Source organism: Vibrio sp. CUB2 (assembly GCF_001557945.1).
Classification (GTDB): Bacteria; Pseudomonadota; Gammaproteobacteria; order Enterobacterales; family Vibrionaceae; genus Vibrio; species Vibrio owensii.
This window is the reverse complement of record NZ_LNRB01000012.1, coordinates 108,470-129,463: the sequence shown is the minus strand read 5'-3', so window position 1 is coordinate 129,463 and position 20,994 is coordinate 108,470. Positions and strand designations below refer to the sequence as shown.

Annotated in this window: 15 protein-coding genes; 4 read left to right on the top strand and 11 right to left on the bottom strand. The window is 45.0% G+C overall.

Translation table 11 applies throughout. From position 1 onward, the window contains the following. Positions 1-2: 2 nt before the first annotated feature. The 3 genes from ATB78_RS19095 to ATB78_RS19085 form a co-directional block, all read right to left on the bottom strand. Positions 3-3,539: a T6SS effector BTH_I2691 family protein gene (locus ATB78_RS19095; RefSeq protein ID WP_061009892.1), complete on the bottom strand. Its 3,537-nt coding sequence runs from the start codon at positions 3,537-3,539 to the stop codon at positions 3-5. Positions 3,540-3,921: 382 nt separating this feature from the next. After that, entirely contained in the window at positions 3,922-4,404 is a 483-nt protein-coding gene (locus tag ATB78_RS19090) for a hypothetical protein (RefSeq protein WP_020197895.1), read from the bottom strand. A gap of 321 nt (positions 4,405-4,725) precedes the next feature. Further along, entirely contained in the window at positions 4,726-7,089 is a 2,364-nt protein-coding gene (locus ATB78_RS19085; protein WP_039977366.1) for a YgiQ family radical SAM protein, read from the bottom strand. A gap of 412 nt (positions 7,090-7,501) precedes the next feature. Between ATB78_RS19085 and ATB78_RS19080 the strand changes: the two genes are divergently transcribed. From ATB78_RS19080 to ATB78_RS19070, 3 genes are all read left to right on the top strand, one after another. Then, positions 7,502-9,958 carry an EAL domain-containing protein gene (locus tag ATB78_RS19080; protein ID WP_061009890.1) on the top strand — a complete coding sequence of 819 codons (2,457 nt, stop codon included), beginning with the start codon at positions 7,502-7,504 and terminating at the stop codon, positions 9,956-9,958. Between the two features lie 88 nt (positions 9,959-10,046). Then, entirely contained in the window at positions 10,047-10,766 is a 720-nt protein-coding gene (locus tag ATB78_RS19075) for a hypothetical protein (protein ID WP_061009889.1), read from the top strand. Between the two features lie 175 nt (positions 10,767-10,941). Further along, the gene (locus ATB78_RS19070; RefSeq protein ID WP_005445023.1) at positions 10,942-11,142 is read left to right on the top strand and encodes a DUF4250 domain-containing protein; all 201 of its coding nucleotides are present in this window, start codon (positions 10,942-10,944) and stop codon (positions 11,140-11,142) included. 23 nt (positions 11,143-11,165) lie between these two features. On the opposite strand, the gene metR is transcribed toward ATB78_RS19070, so the two are convergent. Further along, the gene (metR, locus tag ATB78_RS19065) at positions 11,166-12,077 is read right to left on the bottom strand and encodes an HTH-type transcriptional regulator MetR (RefSeq protein WP_010649441.1); all 912 of its coding nucleotides are present in this window, start codon (positions 12,075-12,077) and stop codon (positions 11,166-11,168) included. A gap of 264 nt (positions 12,078-12,341) precedes the next feature. Between metR and metE the strand changes: the two genes are divergently transcribed. Then, a complete protein-coding gene (gene metE, locus ATB78_RS19060; RefSeq protein WP_061009888.1) occupies positions 12,342-14,624 on the top strand; it encodes a 5-methyltetrahydropteroyltriglutamate--homocysteine S-methyltransferase in 2,283 nt (760 codons plus the stop codon). 95 nt (positions 14,625-14,719) lie between these two features. Here the strand turns inward: metE and ATB78_RS19055 are convergent, their stop codons facing one another. The 7 genes from ATB78_RS19055 to luxM all read right to left on the bottom strand — a co-directional run bounded on the left by ATB78_RS19055 (position 14,720) and on the right by luxM (position 20,861). Beyond that, entirely contained in the window at positions 14,720-15,121 is a 402-nt protein-coding gene (locus ATB78_RS19055) for a GspS/AspS pilotin family protein (RefSeq protein ID WP_038889955.1), read from the bottom strand. Positions 15,122-15,124: 3 nt separating this feature from the next. Further along, on the bottom strand, positions 15,125-15,421 hold the full coding sequence (locus tag ATB78_RS19050; RefSeq protein ID WP_010649447.1) for a YciI family protein: 297 nt from the start codon (positions 15,419-15,421) through the stop codon (positions 15,125-15,127). Between the two features lie 120 nt (positions 15,422-15,541). Further along, positions 15,542-15,937 (bottom strand): acyl-CoA thioester hydrolase YciA, encoded by a 396-nt coding sequence (gene yciA / locus ATB78_RS19045; RefSeq protein WP_010649449.1) that lies wholly within the window; start codon positions 15,935-15,937, stop codon positions 15,542-15,544. 143 nt (positions 15,938-16,080) lie between these two features. Beyond that, positions 16,081-16,653, bottom strand: a complete 573-nt coding sequence (locus ATB78_RS19040) for a septation protein A (RefSeq protein ID WP_038889956.1) — start codon at positions 16,651-16,653, stop codon at positions 16,081-16,083. A 129-nt stretch (positions 16,654-16,782) separates the two neighbouring features. Next, entirely contained in the window at positions 16,783-17,025 is a 243-nt protein-coding gene (locus tag ATB78_RS19035) for a hypothetical protein (protein WP_045369252.1), read from the bottom strand. A 94-nt stretch (positions 17,026-17,119) separates the two neighbouring features. Beyond that, entirely contained in the window at positions 17,120-19,669 is a 2,550-nt protein-coding gene (locus ATB78_RS19030) for a hybrid sensor histidine kinase/response regulator (RefSeq protein WP_061009886.1), read from the bottom strand. Beyond that, positions 19,662-20,861 (bottom strand): acyl-homoserine-lactone synthase LuxM, encoded by a 1,200-nt coding sequence (gene luxM, locus ATB78_RS19025; protein WP_061009884.1) that lies wholly within the window; start codon positions 20,859-20,861, stop codon positions 19,662-19,664. The genes ATB78_RS19030 and luxM overlap by 8 nt, the downstream gene beginning before the upstream one ends. Positions 20,862-20,994: the final 133 nt, after the last annotated feature.

The following is a 20,994-nucleotide window of genomic DNA, read 5'->3' as shown; positions in this document are numbered from 1 at the left end:
GGTTACTCCTGAAAACCTAATGTGCCAACAGCGGGGGTGAGTGTTTTTTTAATGATGCCTTGTTTGATATTGTCTGAAATAATGCCATAAGTTGCACTTTGTTTTATGCCGTTTTGGAACCAATACTCACGCTTAGCAGGGGCATCATCTTCCATATCGTAAACTACTTGCATGGCAAGGTAATGGTCTGCTTCTTCAATTGGCAATGTTACCTTGTACACCAGTGATTCTTTGCTCGCTTGGTCTTGAGTTTGTAGCGTGACTAAATCTACGTTTTGATGCCACGAGCCTGACGTCAAATCATCTTCTGTTGCCTTGCTGTTAGTTCTCAACGTAATACCATTCGTTGCAGCACGCCTTGGCAGTTGAATATGCACTTCCAAACCGATTAACTCACGATGTGTGTAACCTGGGTAAGCTTGTACTTTTTCAATAGGTTGATGGTATACCGTAGGCTGCTGAATAATCGATTGTAAGTCAAACAGCGCTTGTTGCACTAATGCTGAATTATGCTTTTCTCTTTCAGGCAAGCTCGCAGATTGGCTCCACTGAGTGCGAGTCGGGTGATAACCCCAAGGCAGTTTATCTAACCATCTTTGGTAATCATCTTGTTTCATTTTATTCAGCATATAATTGATGGCTAGGTATGTGACTGTAAGAATTACCAAAGCTGCCGTTACAGGCCCACCAAAGGTCAAGTTTAGTGCAAATTGTCCTGTTAAGCCCCCGTATGCTTGGAACATGCCGACAGCAGACATTGCTGTTAATACTAGGGTATTTGTTACATGCAGGTATTTTTCAAGACCATAAACCTCATCAGCACTCTGCCAAGAACGGTAAGCCTCAATGCCTGAAGCTAATGCTCCTAAAGCCCCTGTAATCGCGAGCCATTTATTGAATAGCTTTAAGTCATCAAGGATCAAGTTTTCAAAACCTTCGACGTTTTGACTCACTAACTCCTTTAATACTTTGTATGAACGGGCTCTTAACTTAGGGTCACCCTTCACACTATCCCATAACTTACTTGTACGAATACCTGTCCAAGCACCAGCTGTATAAAAAAGCTTTTGTTGAATGTCCAAGAAATCATCTTGAGACATTAGCCCAGTCTCTTGAATACTGTTCATCGCATCTGCAAGGGCAATACAGTTAAAAACTAAAGCGAGAAAGCCAAAACCACCCACATCTTCAAATAGCTTGTGAAGGTTGTCGACCTTGTTGTGCCAGATGTTTTTTCGTAGTTCGATTGTTGCCCTAACTACATCATCTGAAAATTCTATATATTGAGGGTACTCAAATGTTGCAACGGCTAAACTTTTTTGAAGATGACGTTGTTGTCTCAAGGCTAGCTTGTATTGCTGGTTGGATATCGTATTGTCTCCTTTGTTAAAGGCGGCGAGTACTTTCCTATTTTTGTTTGACGCGGCTAGCCTCTTGTCATAGTTGGACTTCCAAGAGCCGAAATTCTGTGGATATTTTTTATTTACTTTTATTGCGGTATCGAGCGATAAACGTTCTAAAAATACGGCTCTTATGCGGAAACTATCGAGAGTAAGTTTTTCCGATAGCAAAGACATTATCATGAGAGATGTATGAGAACTGAAACTAACCGCAAGTTCTATTCCCCCTCTTAATAAGGCACTATTTGTTGCTCTAAATACCGCATCTAACTCTTTGAACCCTTGCGCTATGTCTTTTAAGAACGCTGTTTCTGCAGTATTTGGGTTAGAGATAAAGTCCAGTATTTTTGAGTACATGCTCAGTCGGTTACTGGCCGCCGAAACATAATCCATAAATTGGTTGTCTGAGCTTTCAATGTTTGCGCTTTCAGTTTCCGAGTCATTTATAGCGACGTTTGCTTCACCTATTGGATTTACAACTTTTTGAGGTATCAATTTCTCAACTTCTTTAAACAAGCTACGACTAAACCCAGAAGTGTAAAGTGCAAATAAACTGGTTGGTTTATCCCATTGGCTTTCAGCCCATTGGCGGTCTTCTTCTTGCACCACCAAAGTAAATGACTCAACGGCTTGCTTATGAAGTTGATACAAGCTGTATTGTGTGTCTTCACTATATAGGTCGAAGGTTCTCTCGAGATGATGCGGTGTCAAAGATTCCATTACAGCGATAAAGTCGCTTTTTACCGAGACAACTTCGGCTAGCATGATTTCTTTTTGTTCTGACAGCTCTTGCATTTCGCTCAGCATTTGTTTCCAGTTGAGTTGCTTACGCCAGCGTTCAGTCGCTATCCATTGTTCGTATTTACCAAATCGGTTTGCTGAAATGCCATATTTCTTCTGTATGGCCTCTGCTATTTCTGAAGTGGATTTTTGGTAATCATCGATAGCTTGCTGGGAAAATGAAGATGGCATTCCTTTGATGATAGCTGCTTGAGATTCACTGGTAAGGTCAACCATTGCTGAGTTGTCATAGTAATCCGCCATGTCCATATAGAATTCAAGCTCTTGGTTTTTGCGCTTTACTCCTGTGGGCATGTCTATATTGTCACTTGCCCCGAACATGCACAGTTGCATGGCGGTCTGCATCAAGTTCCACTGGTTTGAAAACTGGTCAATGAAAAGGCGGTAGGGACTTGCAGCGCCAACAAAATGCAGCGACATATCTTGAATGTCTGCGGCGTAATCTTTTATCGCGACGAAGTAGCCCGACTCTTCTTCTGGAATCGCAGAGGTTAAGTCACTCTCGGCTGCGACAGGTTTAAAGACGGAACCATCTTCATCAGCTTTGGTCGCGATGCCAGAATCTGCAAAGCGTCCATCATCGACTGCAGAAGATTCAATATCAGCCACTTGAGTTAACTTATCGATTGGTGCAATGTTGTGCTGATTCTCGTTTGCAGACAGAACAACAGTCTGCATACGATCGATATGATTACTCGGATTGTTAAGGACGCGCATGAACATGTTCCATGTCCAACGGTGTTCAGAGTAACAAATCGACAGCACGCTCCCATCTTCGTAAGTAAGAAAAGGTTTTGCGCCTTCTGGGGTACCACGCTGTTCGGATTCTGGGCTTTCCGACTCTCCCAGCTTGTAGAGCGTGAATTGCGTTCCTTTGATTTCGTATTCGTCTAGGCTTTTGTTGATGGCATCATAGACATACAACCAACCATCGCGAAGCTGACGCAAGGTGTAGCCAACGGTATTGAGTTTGGCTGGGCCTTGGCCTTTCCATTCGTCAGGCAAACCAAAAGGTTGTGTTTCTTCTGTTTCTAGCTGATCGATCGCGTAGCGAACAGGGATGAAGTGTGCCGGTAAAGCCTCCGTTGGTTCTTTCTCGGTTTTTAAATTGAGAGGTTCTGGTTCAGACGGCGGTGGCGGATCGATTTTTTTTGTTTCTCCCTCCCAAAACATGCTGCGCTCTGGAGGCGAGCCAGCCATATCATCGGATGCGGTGGTTGGAACGGTATTCAGAGATTTCAACGTGCCATCGCTTTCAAATGCCTGAACAGCTTCTTCGTGGGTATAGCTGTTGTCGTGCCAAAACATCGAAGTTTTTGGAGGAAGTGGATTACTCATCGTCAGCCTATGTTTAAGAGTTTTACTCCATTAGGCAAATATCGCACCAAAATAAAACGACTAAGAATCAGTGGGTTATTTCTTGCGTGATTCTGCTTTAACCAAAAAGTTGTTTGTTTTTCCAATAAGTTGGTTGGCGTATACCATTTTTTGTATCGATAGGGCTTAAGGGGGACTTAGAGCCTAATTGTGAGTTGTGATAGGGACTGTTGAGAGCTGCATACAAAACAAAAAGACCCCAGAGTTACCACTGGAGCCTCACTTGTATCTGTTTCTAGGGTGATTTTTGGGGAAGCTGATGGCTTTAAAAGGGAATATGAAGTTTAGAGCATCAGTTTAATTACCATCGATTGCTGTAGGGGAGCTTTAGCCCCAAAATCGCTTAGTAGTTTCTGGTCATTAAACCAAGGATAGAAGCGCTATTCTCACCAAAATGCAAAGTGACGGACTTCGTTTCTCCTTGAGCGAATTTATCGCCCTGCTCAATCGAAGAAGGGGATAAGTACACTTGGCCACCAAAGTACGCTTTGATTTGAGATGTCTTGAGCTTAATACCACCGCCTGAGTTGTTGGTGATAACGGCTTGAATCATACGCTTGCCAGAAGGGCTGCTGAATATGTCGTAGCTCTCTATCGTGAAGTAACTGTAAGAAGGCATATCTTTACTGTGTTTTGGTTCCGGCACAAAGGTTGACCCAGAAACCGATCTCACGAATTGCATGGTGTCTTGCGATTGAGAGAGGCTATCTTGGATATCGCCAATTTTGTTTTTAATGTTATCAATGTCATCTTTGCTTTCCGCATTCGCACTTGAGGCAAAGGCGCACAATAGCATTAAGGTGGTTACATAGTTCTTGTTTGACATACTTAGACTTCCTGTTTTAATTATGCGACACACAGTAAAATTGATTTAGATCAATTATGTCAATGTTGCGTCAATTCAGTAATTTGTATTCCTGCGCTCATATACATGACCAGATATCACGTGCTCGCTTACCTTAATCCGATTATAGAAAGGGATAATCGGATGCTCTAGAAAGGCGGTTCTCTGAGGGGGTGGTTTCTAGTGTGCAGTTCTTAATGGCATGGCAGTGATAGTCACAAACGAAAGACAAAACAAAAGGGCTTCAGAGTTACCTCTGAAGCCCTTTTTTCTATTCAAGTTTACTGTTCAAGCTCTATTGAATTAACGGCGTTTAGGTTTGCGTTGACCCGCTGGTTTGCCTTGACCTTGAGGACGACCTTGACCTTGTGATCCCGCACCGTTTGAACGGTTTTGGTTGTTGCTACCAGGACGTGATCCCGTATTAGGACGCTGGCCGTTTTGGTTGCCACGACCTTGGCCGTTTTGACCACCTTGCGCTTTACCTGAACCGTTGCGGTTACCAGATGGCTTGCCGTCGCGAGAGCCACCTTCAGAGCGTTTATTCAAGTGACCACCGAAGCCCGGTTGGTTCTTGGTGTGTTTGGTCGCAAAGCGGTTTGCACCGTGACGACCAGACTTACGACGTTGTGCTGGTGTTTGCGCATCAATGTCTTCTGCCGGAACCAGACAGTTTGGTTTATCACCAATCAGGTGCTTCTTGCCCATGTTGATCAGTGCTTCGCGGATCATTGGCCAGTTCGCTGGATCGTGGTAGCGAAGTAGGGCTTTGTGTAGGCGACGCTGACGTTCACCTTTCGCTACTGGCACATCTTCACGTTGTTTGTACTTCACGCGTTTTAGAGGGTTAGTCTCTGAGTAGTACATCGACGTAGCGTTACACATTGGCGATGGGTAGAAGTTCTGTACTTGGTCGCACTCGAAGTTGTTCTTCTTCAACCATAATGCCAAGTTCAGCATGTCTTCGTCTTCTGTACCTGGGTGCGCCGAGATGAAGTAAGGGATCAGGTATTGTTTTTTACCTGCTTCCGCGCTGTACTTCTCAAACATCTCTTTAAAGCGGTCGTAAGTGCCCATGCCCGGCTTCATCATCAGATCCAGTGGACCTTTCTCGGTATGCTCAGGAGCAATCTTCAGGTAACCGCCTACGTGGTGAGTCACAAGCTCTTTCACGTATTCTGGTGATTCAATCGCAAGGTCGTAACGTACGCCGGATGCGATCATAACTTTCTTCACGCCCTCTACTTTACGCGCTGCACGGTAAAGGTCGATGGTGTGCTTATGGTCCGTGTTTAGCTTGTTACAGATACCCGGGAACACACAAGAAGGGCGACGACAGTTTGCTTCTGCTTTTGGATCGCTACAGCCAAGACGGTACATGTTTGCCGTTGGACCACCCAAGTCAGAAATTGTACCGGTAAAGCCAGGCACTTTGTCGCGGATTTCTTCCAACTCATTGATGATGGATTCTTGTGAACGGTTTTGAATGATACGGCCTTCGTGCTCAGTAATCGAACAGAAAGAACAGCCACCAAAACAACCACGCATGATGTTAACCGAAGTTTTGATCATGTCGTAAGCAGGGATCTTTGCTTTGCCATACATAGGGTGAGGAACACGCGCGTACGATAGGCCGAATACGTAATCCATCTCTTCTGTAGTCAAAGGAATTGGCGCTTGGTTTACCCAAAGCTCACGGTCACCATGACGTTGCAGTAGAGCACGACCCGAATATGGGTTGGTTTCTAAGTGCAGAACACGGCTTGCATGCGCATACAGAATGCGGTCGTTGTGCAGTTTTTCGAAGGCTGGTAGGCGCACAGCTGTGTTCGCTGCATCATGACGTGATGGGCGAATCGTGATCGGCTGTGCAACAGGCTCTTCTTTTTTGGTATCGCACTGAGTTTCCACTTCGTAAGGGTTCTTTGGTACGAACGCTTCTTTACGAGGTTTCTCAATACGAGAAGAATCGATAACGGTGTAACCTTCTGGCTCTGCTGGCAGGTTAACCGCAGTACCGCGAATGTTGGTCATGGTCGAAATGTCTTCGCCATCAGCAAGACGATGTGCGACTTCTACTAGGGCACGCTCAGCGTTACCGAAAAGAAGAATGTCCGCCTTCGCATCGAACAGCACAGAGCGACGAACTTTGTCTGACCAGTAATCGTAGTGAGCCACACGACGCAAACTTGCTTCTATACCGCCAAGAACAATAGGCGTGCCTTTGTAGGCTTCACGACAACGCTGTGAATACACCAAGGTTGCACGATCTGGACGCTTGCCGCCTTCGTTGTTTGGCGTGTACGCATCATCGTGACGAAGCTTTTTGTCCGCTGTATAACGGTTGATCATCGAGTCCATGTTACCCGCGGTGATCCCGAAGAACAGATTTGGCTTTCCAAGCTGCATGAAAGCATCTTTGTTGTTCCATTCTGGTTGAGCAATGATACCGACACGGAAGCCTTGTGCTTCCAGAAGACGGCCAATGATCGCCATACCAAAGCTCGGGTGGTCCACGTACGCGTCACCCGTGACAATGATAATGTCACAACTATCCCATCCTAGGGCGTCCATTTCTTTGCGGCTGGTCGGCAAGAAAGGTGCCGTACCAAAACACTCAGCCCAGTATTTTTTGTACTCATGAATAGGAGTAATGTCGTTGGTCATATTTTGCTCTCTGTTCCAGGGAGCGCGAATTATAGCGATTTGATAATCAGGTATCTATACCCAAGTCCCCATATCAAGCTTAGTTCAGTAAGTTTTATTGCTAGATGAAAATAACTCGCAATTAGGCTGGTGGTTTTTACTACGTTATGTCCTTCAAAGCCTTATGGTTATTGGCTTTGTAGACGATGACAATTTATTGTTGATCAACAGTGTGCTTATCAAAAATTCTTTCTATAATTTAATTAAGTGCATGCTAATGCACACGTCATTTTGACTTTGAATATTGACCGAGCGTATCGACGTTCCAAATGGTGTTTGACCACTTTGCAATCATAAAAATACAGCAAAATCAGGCGACACCGTGGGTAATCAATATTCGTAGTCATGGCTGATACAAACAGGGGGCTAGGTTATGAGTGAATTAGTGTCTATTGCACAAGGAGAAGTGCAGCCCGCATCCGGTCATTCTCAAGTTATCGATTGGTCTTACGATATCCAGACCCGAGAATTTGAATGTGACCAAAAGGGCATGATGTCCGCATTTGGTTTAAAGAAACCGATTAGCGGGTTGGATGAATTGCTGGAGCATATGTTGTTAGGGCAACAGGACGCTGCAAGAGAAAAAATTGCTCAGATAGAGCGTCATGGAGGGCATGGCAACTTGTCTTGTTGCTTAATGTCAAACGAGGCCATGCTCGTTCACGTCGATATGAGCTTTGAACGCCTGAATGATCACATTGTTCAAGGTACCGTCATTCCTCAATTGACGATCACTGGCTGTGAGGAATTGGCGAAAATCCTCGAAACCATTTTTGACTTGCCCAATGTGGGGATATTGATTGCTGACCAAGATACTCGAATTCTGGGTTGTAATCGGGCTTTTGAACAACAGATGGGGTACGAAAATCGCGATATCATCGGTTTGAAAACCAACATTTTTAGCTCGGACCATCATAGCCAAGCTTTCTACGACGACATGTGGGAGCAGATTGACCAAGCAGGCTACTGGAGCGGTAACTTATTAAGTCGCACTTCAAAAGGAAACCATCAAGCGCACCATTTGTGTATTTATCGTCTTAACTTTACGTCTGGTCGAACCCTGTATATTGGCGTTTCGACGGATATTTCTGCATCTCTGCTTTGGATGAAGAAAGCGGGTGAGCAAACCCAACAATATTCTGCCTTTTTGCCTCCACGTGATGAGTTTGAAACTCAGCTTGGAAATTTAGCACGAGAAAACAGTAACAAAGACTTGAGCATTGTTATGGCTCTGCGCCCCTGTTTCTCGGAAAAAACGGCGCTTGAACAGCAACTTGGGTTCGCTGATTTTTTAATGCGAAGTCGCCACGCGAGTATTGTGGGTCAGTTATCTAAAGATGTTTTCGCCGTCTGTTTGCAAACGCCTCGTTGTCAATGGCTCAGCCCTTTGAGGTTGATTCAAATTGCATTGAGAGGCTTTTTTGTGGAATTAAGAAGTGAGTTGGGTTCGAGTATGCATGATGTCATTATTGAAGGACAAACCGGGATATCAGTACTGGGTTACGATACTGACAACCCCAAGCATGCATTAGTCCACGCCGCGCAAGCGATGATCTCTTCTCGGTCTGATGACCAAAATTACTTCAGTTTTTATAACAGTGAATTGCACGATGAGTTGGTCAAGCGTTCCCACCTTGAAGCGTTTTTGAGAGCGCAAATTGAGAGTCAACTTGTCGATGTTTATTACCAACCTATTATTGAGACTCGTAGTGGGAAAGTGGTGAAGTTTGAGGCGTTAGCGCGTTTTTATCATCAAAATAAAACCTACGATACGCAGGAAATGATTGCGATGGTGGAAGATCTTGAATTGATTGCCGCCTTGGATGATGTGGTCTGTCGGAAAGCATTGAAGCAATTAACTCATATCCAAAAGACTTATGGCGAAGATGTTGGCTTAACCATCAATCGCTCGTTGAATACCAAATTAGACGCTCTCCAAGTCCTGCAAAGTTCTTTAGACTTAATTTCTGAGAGTGATGTGGACCCGAGTCGAATTACGATTGAACTGACAGAAACGGCGTACTTTGAGCAAGACCAAGAGCATACGGCAGCGTTGGAGGAGTTGCGCGGACAGGGCATCAAGATAGCAATAGATGATTTTGGTACTGGTTACTCCTCATTTTCTTACTTGGAGAAAGGGCATTTTGACCTGATCAAGATTGACCGCAAATTTGTTAAGAACATCGAAGAAGGCAGCACGAAATTCAACATCGTTAAGATGATGACTGAGCTGGCCCATAAGCTCAATGTAAAGGTGGTCGCTGAGGGCGTTGAGTCGGAACAGGAATTGAAAGTGCTAGCCAACGTTGGTGTTGATTACATGCAAGGGTACTTATTCTCTCAAGCGGTTCCTCTGGTTTTATTGGATAAGCCGCAATGCCACAAGTCGTTGTTTGATGGGATAGTGGTGAAACCAAATCATGATGAATCGCTGCTCTCACTCAGTCATCGTGATGTGAGGCGTTTAGATCCCGGCGAGCCTTTGTCACTAGCGGTTGAATACATGAACCTTAGCCCCGATGCGCCCTTAGTTGTGATCAATGAAAGGCACTGTGTTGGTTTGATGACTAAGGAGCAGATCAATTTGCATTTAACACCCGCGATGGGGACGGATCTGGAGTCGGAACGAGAGAACCGTATCTGGAAGCGTCCGGTTAACCAAGTGATGAATACGGAGTTCGAACGAGTGGATGCGAGCTTACCGGTATCAGAAGTGAAAGCCTTAGTTAAAGCGAGGGTCAAATTCCCATGGATTTTATGTGACTCGCAAAACGAGTATCGTGGCTTGCTGACTCAAGAGGATGTGCTGGGTTATTTGGCTTCACTCTAATGGATGCTTACCCATAAGTAATAACGAAAAGCCATGTTGTGTTTAGGTGGTTTGCCACTAGGCGATTTGCTATTATCGCCACCCCAAAATGACTTTTGAGTTTGCATTCAACATGATTCAACAACTGCTGTTAACTTTTCCTCCAATGCTGTTTGGCGCGCAAGCGCTGTTGACCTTGCTGTTGATTAAGGGCGATATCTGTCCGGGTCAACGTGGTCGTTTGCACAAGATGTTGCCATCAATTGGTATTCTTTGGTTAGCAGTGGCCTCATTGCGTATTGAAGCTTTTATGGTCGTGTTCGCGATCTTCTATTTCTACTCTCAAGTTCAAACTAAAAAGACTCGTGAAAAAGGTCCGTTATGGGCACTGCATTTGGCGAACGGCCTGGCGTTTGCTTATGTGAGTATTCAAGTGTTCGAACAACCGCATTGGGCCGCTTCAGCGTCAATGGCACTGATGATCTTCTTCTTAGGTGCGGCATTTGCTCAGCTGCTTCTGGTTATTGCACGTAGCCGTCTGCAAGCTTTCCACCGTATTTTACCTGTGACTGGCGTGGTATCGGGGATGTTGTTGGTGGTGATGACTTTGTTTTCCGCTTATCAATTGGATGAAGTGACACTAAACTCGGTCACGCAACATATCTTGGCATCACTGGCGATGCTGATCATGGCAATTGTGGTTTGGTGCTGGCACATCTTTACTCATAAAGCACCGAACAAAGTTCAGTTAGCAGCGGCACTACTGCTTGCTCTTGCTTCGATGACTAGCCTTCAAGGTCTATTTCAGCTAGGTGCGAAAGCCCTCTAGCATAACACTCCTGTCAGAATTTCTATTGGTGAGCTCGGGATTTAGATCGAGCTCACTTTCAAATCATTAGATTAAGTCTACGCTTTAGATACAGCCTCTATTCGTTTAGAGCGCGCCAAGACGCATGTGCTCAACAGAATTGAGGCCGAATACCTTGTTTTAGAGGAGTGTCGCTATGGACTTAAGCAATGTGAGTAACTGGGACAGCATTATCTTGCTGGGTATCGTTAATGAAAAGCTGCGCTTAGAGTGCGACAGCTTTGAAGAACTGGTTTCCATGTATGAGATGGATGTGGAATCGGTGGTGGGCAAGCTTGATATGCTTGGTTACCAATATGACCCACTCACCAATCAATTCAAATCTTACGAACGCTAATCTCGTCTCTCTTTCCGAATATTCTAAGCCATCTTGATGCCGTCAAGGTGGCTTTTGCATTGTTGGCGTGCGGTTGCAAAGAAGGCTTGCAAGTAACGCTTATCTTTTTCCGAGTTTCGTGTTGCTGCAAACAAGCGTCGCCATAACCCATCACCAAAAGGTTTACTTGTGATCAGCCCTTGGCGAGAAAACTCCGATATCGCCCAATTCGGCAATGCCGCTACGCCCAAACCCGCCGACACCATTTGGACCAGCATTAGGGTATTGTCTGCCTGTTTCCATTTGGCAGGTTCAATTCCCGCAGGTTGTAAGAAGTGTTTTACTACATCCAACCTTTGCTTCTGAACCGGGTAGGAAAGCATGGTTTGATCAGCCAGATCGTTTGGCTCAATGATGTCTTTGTCGGCTAACGGATGACTAGTGGAAGTAATCAGACGCATTTCGAAATCAAAGAGTGGCTCATAGTGCACTTCAGAGCGTGGTTGTATGTCGGATGTGATCACCAAATCCAGTTCACCTGCAAGTAAGGCGGGAAGCGGCTCAAAACCAAAACCAGAGGAGAAATCAAGCGTGACACTTGGCCAAGTGAGTTGATATTCCTTAAGGGCAGGCATCAGCCATTGGAAACAAGAGTGACATTCTATCGCCATATGCAAACGGCCATTTACATCTTCTTTGAGGCTGGCAAGTTCGTTTTCGGCTCTGGCGAGTTTTGGCAACACTTCATCGGCGAGACGAAGCAAGATTTCGCCTTCAGACGTGAACTTTACCGGGCGGGTTTTTCGCAAAAATAGCTGTCCGCCAATACGAGATTCAAGGTCTTTGATTTGGTGTGAAAGGGCGGATTGCGTTAGGTGCAATGCGGTCGCGGTCGCAGTGAGTGACCCTGTATCTCTTAACGAGGTGAGGGTACGTAAGTGTTTCAACTCTATCATGAATCCCTTTCATCCTTATGTGTCTGCCATGAGCTTTATTAACTTAACGAGAAAAAGTGGATATGTAAACGTCTAGACGTCTATTTGTTTTAATCTAGTGCGAGTGAGATCGCTCAATATGAAATTTTTTAATAAACAAGTTGAATAATTGGATGTTGTCCAATCCATGCGTGAGAGAGATAGTTTTAGCCATCCAGACATCTTGGTGAATTTTATTCCCGATGTACTGACCTCAATATCAGACACAGAATAAGGAATACGGACATGGCTACTACAACGCATATTCTTGGTTATCCACGCATTGGAGAAAAACGTGAACTCAAATTTGCACTAGAGAAATACTGGCGAGGAGAGATCGATCAAGCTGGACTTAAACAGCTCGGGGCTGGACTGCGCGAGAAAAACTGGAACACACAAACGGAAGCAGGTCTGAGCTTTGCAACTGCTGGCGATTTTGCTTGGTACGATCATGTCTTAACCACCACATTACTCTTGGGGCACACACCAAAGCGTCACGCCAACGGATTCCCAGATCTAGACACTTTATTTAAAGTTGGCCGCGGTCAGTCTCAGTCGGGGTGCGGTTGTGCAGGTGCTGCGGCGTCAGACATGACGAAATGGTTTAACACCAATTACCATTACATTGTGCCTGAGTTCAGCAAGGACGATGCGTTTGAAGTCAGTTGGCCGCAGTTGTTTGAGGAAGTGAACGAAGCAATCAAAGCGGGGCATAAAGTAAAGCCTGTATTGCTTGGCCCACTCAGTTATCTCTATCTAGGCAAAGAAGTGGAAGAAGGTTTTGATCGTCTTACCCTGCTACCTAGATTATTGACAGCCTATCAAACGATCCTTTCTAAGTTGGCAAGCCAAGGTGTGGAATGGGTACAAATTGATGAGCCAATTCTTTCACTTGAACTTGAAGACAAGTGGACCGACGCGTTCAAATTGGCTTATCAAGTGATTCGCAGCGATGTAAAAGTCCTTCTGACCACTTACTTTGATTCGGTAGGTGACACACTCGATAAGATTGTCGAATTAAATGTCGATGGCTTACACATTGATCTATCGGCTTCACCAGAGCAATTGGATGAGGTGATTGCTAAGCTACCAGAACATTGGGTGTTGTCGGCTGGTGTCGTGAACGGCCGTAATGTTTGGCGTACGGACTTAAGCACTCAACTTGCGCGTTTGCAGCCTGTAAAAGAACGCCTAGGTGACAGACTTTGGGTCGCGAGCTCTTGTTCTCTATTACATAGCCCGGTTGATTTAGACTTAGAGCCAGCATTGAGTGATGAAGTCAAAAGCTGGTTTGCGTTCGCTAAACAAAAAGTCACGGAAGTGGCGTTGCTCGGCCGTGCATTAGACGGAGAGCATAATGCGATTCTAGCTTGTGATACCTACAGCCAACCCATTCAGGATCGCAAGACGGCGACTCATGTGAACAAACCACGCGTGCAAGAGCGACTCAATAGCATTACTGCGTCACTCACTCAACGCAGCGCTCCTTATGCAGAGCGTGCCGCCCATCAAGCAGAGGTACTTGGGTTACCATTATTACCAACCACGACCATTGGCTCATTCCCCCAAACCGGAGAGATTCGTGTTCAACGCAGTGCTTATAGAACAGGTAAGCTTTCAGATACGGAATATAACCAAGCGTTGAAAGGGCACATCGCTGATGCTGTTAAGCGTCAAGAAGCGTTAGACCTTGATGTCTTGGTCCATGGTGAAGCTGAACGTAACGATATGGTGGAGTATTTTGCAGAAAACTTGGCTGGCTTCCAAACCACTAAATTCGGCTGGGTACAAAGCTATGGCTCTCGTTGTGTAAAACCTGCCATTGTTGTGGCAGATATTGAACGTGAAAAGCCGATCACGGTTGAATGGTCTACCTACGCGCAGTCATTAACCAGTAAGCAGATGAAAGGCATGCTGACGGGGCCGGTGACAATACTATGTTGGACGTTCCCGCGAGAAGATATCACTCGTAAAGAAATTGCAGAACAGTTAGCGCTTGCACTTCGTGATGAAGTGTCAGACCTACAGGATGCAGGTATCAATATCATTCAAATAGACGAACCTGCAATTCGTGAGGGCTTACCACTTAAAAAGCGTGACCATGACGCCTATCTACAATGGGCAGTGGATGCATTTAAGATCTCGGCAGCCAGTGCAAAACCTGAAACGCAAATTCACACGCACATGTGCTACAGCGAGTTCAACGAAATCATTGACTCCGTTGCGGCTTTGGATGCGGATGTGATAACTATCGAGACGTCTCGTTCTAATATGGAATTACTCAAAGCGTTTGAAGCGTTTAATTATCCAAACGAAATCGGCCCTGGTGTTTACGACATTCACTCGCCGAACATTCCAACACAAGAGTGGATTGAAGCACTGCTGAAGAAGGCTGCAGAGAAGGTGCCAGTAGAGCGCTTATGGGTGAACCCAGACTGTGGTTTGAAGACGAGAAACTGGGCTGAGACAGAAGCGGCGTTAGCGAATCTGGTTTCGGCTGCGAAAAAGTTACGAACTGAGCTCGCGTAATGATTACTAGCGAATGGAAATAAAAAAGCGAGGACATTGAGCCTCGCTTTCTTCCTATCTGATTTTTTACTCATTCTAGTGAACGAATAAGCGCATTACTGTGGCTGCTGAGTCGCAGTACAAGTTTGTTCAGATACCAACTCATCCGCCATTAGCTGGCCACGTGAGTTGCGGATCTTAATACGGTACATCAAGCCCATATCAATCTGTTCGCGCACTGCTGGTGTATTGCAGTAAGTGTAAATACTGGTATTTACCACTTGGTTTAATGGCTTAGCACCCAGCGCATCGTCGTTGTAGATCATCATCATCTCAACCACATTTTTGTTGGATGAGATACGTAAAATCTTAAGTGGACCGTATTCAAGCGGTAAGCCCGCTGAAAGTACACCCGCACGGTTTGAAGCCATTAGCTCAAGTTGGCGCTGTTTATCATCATTTGATGAACAGCCAGCTAACGCACCAAATGCGAGGAAGAGACACAGTAATTTTTTCATAACTTAAAACACTTTCTTGAACGGTTTTACGATGACATTTTCGTAAACACCCGCCGCTATGTATGGATCGGCATCTGCCCAGGCTTGGGCTTCTTCCAAAGAAGAAAAATCTGCTATGACAGTAGAGCCAGTAAAGCCCGCTTCACCCGGATTATCAGAGTCGATGGCTGGCATTGGACCTGCTGTTAGTAAGCGGCCTTCGTCTTGAAGTTGTTGCAAGCGCTCAAGGTGTTGAGGGCGAACACTTAGACGTTTTTCCAGCGAATTTTCGACGTCCTGAGAAAAGATGACGTACCACATAGCATAGTTCCTTAATTGGTAGGGTAAAGCCTTAATTTAACGCCTTTTTTGTGCCACTCACAAGTAAACATGAAAAATTGTGAGACTCTTCCTAGCATTTCTGTTTTATTGAGTTATTCGTTACTTCTGAATTGGGCGTGGTTTGCCTTCGCTATCAATCGCAACGTAGTTGAACGTGGCATCACAAACCATGAAACGATCTTCGATACCGTGCTCTTTAATTGGCTTCACCCAGACTTCAAGATCAATGCTCATAGAAGTGCGGCCTATTTTAGTACATTCGCCGTAACAACATACAACGTCGCCGACTCGAACGGGTTTTTTAAAGGTGATGCTTGATACTGATACCGTTACGATTCGACCAGAAGAGATTTCTTTAGCAAGAATACCGCCCGCTAAATCGAGCTGAGACATGATCCAGCCACCGAAAATATCGCCATTGGCGTTAGTGTCGGCAGGCATAGCAAGGGTGCGAAGCAGCAGTTGGCCGCGAGGGGATTGAATTTCCTGACTCATTTTGACATCCATTAAATCTAGCAACGCAGTCTGAGAGGGTTGCAATAAGGCAACGCCAAAAGCTCAGACAGCAAGAACAAAACAGCGACCTAAAAGGTCGCTGTGAATTATCAATATGAACGAATTATAGCAAAACTGAGTTTTTAATCATCAAGCGATACATCGGATGAGTTCTCTTTTTGCTCTTTCTGTTCTTTTGGCATGTGTTTGTAGATGTAGAAGCCCGTTGCAATCATGTAAGCGAACGTCGCAATCAACAAACCAAAGACTTTGAAGTTCACCCAAACATCCAATGGAAGCTCGAAGGCAACGTAGACATTCAAGCCAGCGCAGAACGAGAAAAAGGCGACCCACGCCCAGTTAATCTTGGTCCAAATCGCATCGGGTAAGGTGATTTCTTTGCCGAGCATGCCTTTGATTGCCGATTTGCCCATTGCGTGGCTTACGGCTAAACCAATCGCGAAGATTGCATAAACGATGGTCACTTTCCATTTTATGAAGTTTTCATCGTGCAGGAAGATGGTCATGCCGCCGAAGATGGCCACCATAGCAAAGGTGATCAGCTGCATTTTCTCGACTTTTTTGTACAGCGCGAACGTCAATACAATCTGAATAGCAGTCGCAACGATCAGGGCGCCAGTTGCAACGTATATATCGTACATCTTGTATAGGGCGAAGAAGACGATGAGAGGGATAAAATCAAGGATTTGCTTCATGAGGCAAACACTACCTAGTTGTTGAGTTGAGGACAGTCTAGCGAAATCTGAGGTAATGTGAACATTTATAGCGTAGTGGAAACAAAAATTGCCGTAATCAAGACGGCAATTTTTGGGAGAGGTTAGAGGTTACGCGACGCTTTGGTAGCGTGTGATCAACGTCTTGACGTCTTCGAGGTAACCCTCTCGTAATAGGTTGTCAACGGTGGCTTCCAGCTCGTCATGTGACATGGTGAAGCAGGTAGACTTTCCGGTCATTAGATTAAGATACTGGTGATATTCTTCTTCTGTGTAATGACCCACGCGATCGAGCAAAAGTGTTTTAATACCGTGATGGATCAAGCCGTAATATGTGTGTCTATGAAGCATCATGTTCACTCCTTATCAAGCTGCTCCTCCATCCTGTAGAGGACTTGAATCTATGGATAATTCGATCTGTACTTCAGCAATGCATATCATGTGCCAACTATTCTCTATCAGCTTCAAAAGAGCTCGATGCAGTGTCTTTGTTCAACCAGTTTCCTAAAACATGGCGCAAAGCGTTTAACGTTGTTGGCTTTTCAAGCCTACCGTCCATTAGCTTATTGATCATATCTAATTCGCGTTCTCCAGACTCCCCTGATAAAGCGATAATCGGGGTTTGAGGAGACAGCTCTTTAATTCTTTGGCTTGCATCAAATCCATTCATAACAGGCATTTGTACATCCATCAGAATCAAATCTACGTGGTTTGCCTTAAACACTTCGACGGCATTTTCACCGTTGTTTGCTTGTAAGCTGTTAACGCCAAGTTGGTTCAAATACATCTGAACCAGCGCACGTTGCACCTCTTTATCGTCGACGATGAGCACTGTTGGTGCTTGGTTATTCATTTGTACGTTGGACGCGACTTTATGTTCATTACTTCGTTTATTTTGCTTCCAATCGTTGAAGTAAGGCGTGCGCAATGTGTCTGCTTTTGGTGCATTCGGGACAACAGGGAAGTACAAATGAAATTCTGTGAATTCGCCAAGTTTAGACTCACACTCAATTCTGCCGCCAAAAGAACGCATTACACGCTGGCAGTAGCCCAAACCTAAGCCGCTGCCGCCGCTCTTTTGGTAAGAGAAAAAGTCGTCAAAGATCTTGTGAGAGATGGTTTCATCGATACCTGGGCCAGTGTCGCGGAAAATCAACGTATTCTCGTAAGGGCCAGTTTTAGTACTGATCTCAATTTGACTGTCTGGATACGAGTCAAAATAGTAAATTGCGTTACGAATCAGATTGAAAATGACAAAGTTAAATAAGGTCTCATTGAGTTTTGCCACAAAATCAGTGTGCTGTGGCAGACGAATCCTTTCGATGATTTTCTCATTTTCAAAACCGTAATGGCTGACAGCTTGGTCGACGGCTTTGTGAATCGAGGTCATAGCGATAGGTTCGTGCTCTGGCGAGCTGTCACTCACTTCTCGCAAAATGATATCGATGAGTTGGCGACCGCGCTGAATTGCGGCTTGGCCATTTTCAATATCCAGTTTGATCTGTTCAACAGGCGCATGATTCTCAATATGCTGTTTCAATGCTTCAAATTGCAACTGAACTTGAGCGAGAGGGTTACGCATTTCGTGAGCAATAGAGTTAGCTAGCGCACGGCTTTGTCGAATACGGCGATCCGCTTCAATGGTACTTTGTACTCGAGTAAGCAAGGTTTGAACTGCTGAGATTTCCTCGTTCGAGAACATTTGGTTGTTGCTTTTATGGGGAGAAACCAATAAGTGCGTAACCGATTTACCTTGCCCATACAGCGGCATAACCAAAGCGGTGTTGTTTGAGCTCATTTTGTCATACAGCGCCTTCATTGAGCGCTTTGCCGATACCTTGTATTCGAGCTCTTCAGAGAGTTCATCAAACACCAACACCGAGCGGTTTGATGAAAGGTACTCTTCGTAAAAGGTTTCGTTGTAGTTACTGGTTACGAGGCGTAGTTTGTCATTGGGAATTTGCAGCAGCTTACCCAGACGACGCATCGCATCATCAATAGAGAGCTTAAAATCCTCTTCAAGTGACAAGATTTGTTGTACTGGTGTTTTCTTGTCGCCATATATCAAGAACGATGCATATCGGCTGACCTTTTTATACAAAAGGTGCCAAGTAATACCAATAAGGGCGCAGATAGGTGTGGCGATAAGCCACTGATTACTGTCCGTAAGTGGGATAAATATTGCGCCTAAAGGCAGAACGAAAATAGCACAGACCAGCAGCGCGCTAAGAGCGAGGTAAGCAATGTACTTTACGCTGTAGAAGCGGGAGGTCAGCAGTGCATAACCAACAAAGAGCATTTCACTTATCGACAAGGCTGGTGGTAACCAAGTCAACGAGAAATCTCCCATAAAGTATGTCATACCAAGATGAATAACTGCCGTCGAAAGCATGAACACTAAGATACCGGCGATCATGTAGTTGGTCTTGGCTAGAGTCAGCTTACTGCTGTTCGTACGCATGGCGACAAGATTGACGAGAGTCAGAACAACAAAGCTAACGAGGCCGATAAAGAAATAAGAGGTATGCGGGCCAAACTCGATGACGAATTGACTTGGGCCGACAATATCGACGTGCTCTACGGTCAAACCGGGACGCAAATTGATAAACAGCGAGTACACAGTTAATGAAACAAAGATGCCTTGCTGCCATCGGTGTACTTTGCCTTTGCGTTGCTCCGCCGCCAACTGGCATGAGAAATAATAGGCAAAAGCAAATGCGAAGAAGGAAGCGAGGTTGGCAAACTTGGCCATGAACATGCCAGCCGAAGCTCCGAGCTCGGGCAGTAAATCGGTATGGAAATAAGCATTGCTGCTGATCCACGCAATGATACACACCGAGTACGCAATATAAGCTGCGTGGTGAGTACCAAAGATCACTTCATTTTTTTGCTTAAGTCGATAGCAGTAATAGAAGAGCCACATCATGACGACAGCCACGGTCGCGAGAAGCGTAATGGCTTTGGCGTAGACGATAGCCTCTAGGCTAAAATCAAACATGCTCATCCCTTTCTAACGAACCGCGTTTTCTGCTCGCTCGAACAGCACGTTTATAACCACGAAAGTCGATGTTACTGAACGCTTTGACCATTATTTCAAAATTCCAGAATCCACGGTAAGTCTGTTTGCCATCGTCATTTAAGTCGCAGTATCCCAAATGGAAATACGCCTTCGCGTCGATAGCTCGATAAAAGTTGAGCATGAAAGGTTGCTCGATAATAGTGAAGCCAATTTTGTAACCTGTCTGATGCAATACACTCATCAACTCTTTCTGAGCGAGGTAGAGGAAGTAGAGTTTTTGTTGAGCGTTTCCACTTACGGTCAGGCGCAACACTTCGCAAACGGCTTGTGTATCAGACAATTGTAACTTGAATTCGTTATCAAATTCTGGGAGAGAGTAACATTTTAACAGTGTTGAGGGTGTAAATAGCTGTAAACGCGTAAATTCAGAGTAGCCATAACTAGGAAAGCAGTAATTCCACTGCTCGTTACTAAACTGTGGCGCGTAGCTGAGCCAAGTATCGCGAATAGACCAATCCTGAATAAGCGCGGAAGCCACCAGAGTAGGGCAAGACTCCTGATCTGGGTGTTTCAGTACGATGAAGTGCTTACCAACTCGAGACAAAGACAATAGCGACAGCATCTCGTACCACTTTTCACCTTGTATAAAAAGCTCAAGATTACTCAATGCGATTGCATCACTGAGTGGCATTGCCTGCGGGTGGCTTGGGATTTGTACCATAAGTTGAGTGTCTTCTACTCGCTCAACTAGAGCACCATAGTAAGCACTGTCTTCAAAGAGAAGCCGTGGAGCTGGTGATTCGTTTTCCTTCAACGGAAACTTCGCTTTAATAGCGGCAATCTCGCACTCACACCAGAAGTCCAGCCAATGCATAAAGCACTGACCAACGACTTTTTCAAGCAAAGCAGCTTCTTCGGACAGGGTGCTAGGATATCGTTCAATAAGGTCACGATAGTCCATCAACTCAAAGATAATGGAATAGCTTTTGTTAGCATGTTCAGGAAAGAGAGCGATCAGTTGGTTTTTACGATAGTCCGTAATTGCCTTAAAAAGCTCCGTTCGTTCGTGTGACTGATAAGTGCGGATCACAAGATCGATCAGCACTTGCTGTTTTTTTTCGATAGGCAAACTGTTAGCCGACAGCGAGCCTAAAGACAACATTAATTTCATGGGGTCAACCTAGCCTAGGTTTATGGTTTTTTTATTTATGCCGCTCTTATATCACTTGAGAAAAAATATGCCATTAGTTTCTATTTAAACGGTTACGTAAGGCAGGTTTGAGATGAAAAAAAACCGCTCTTTT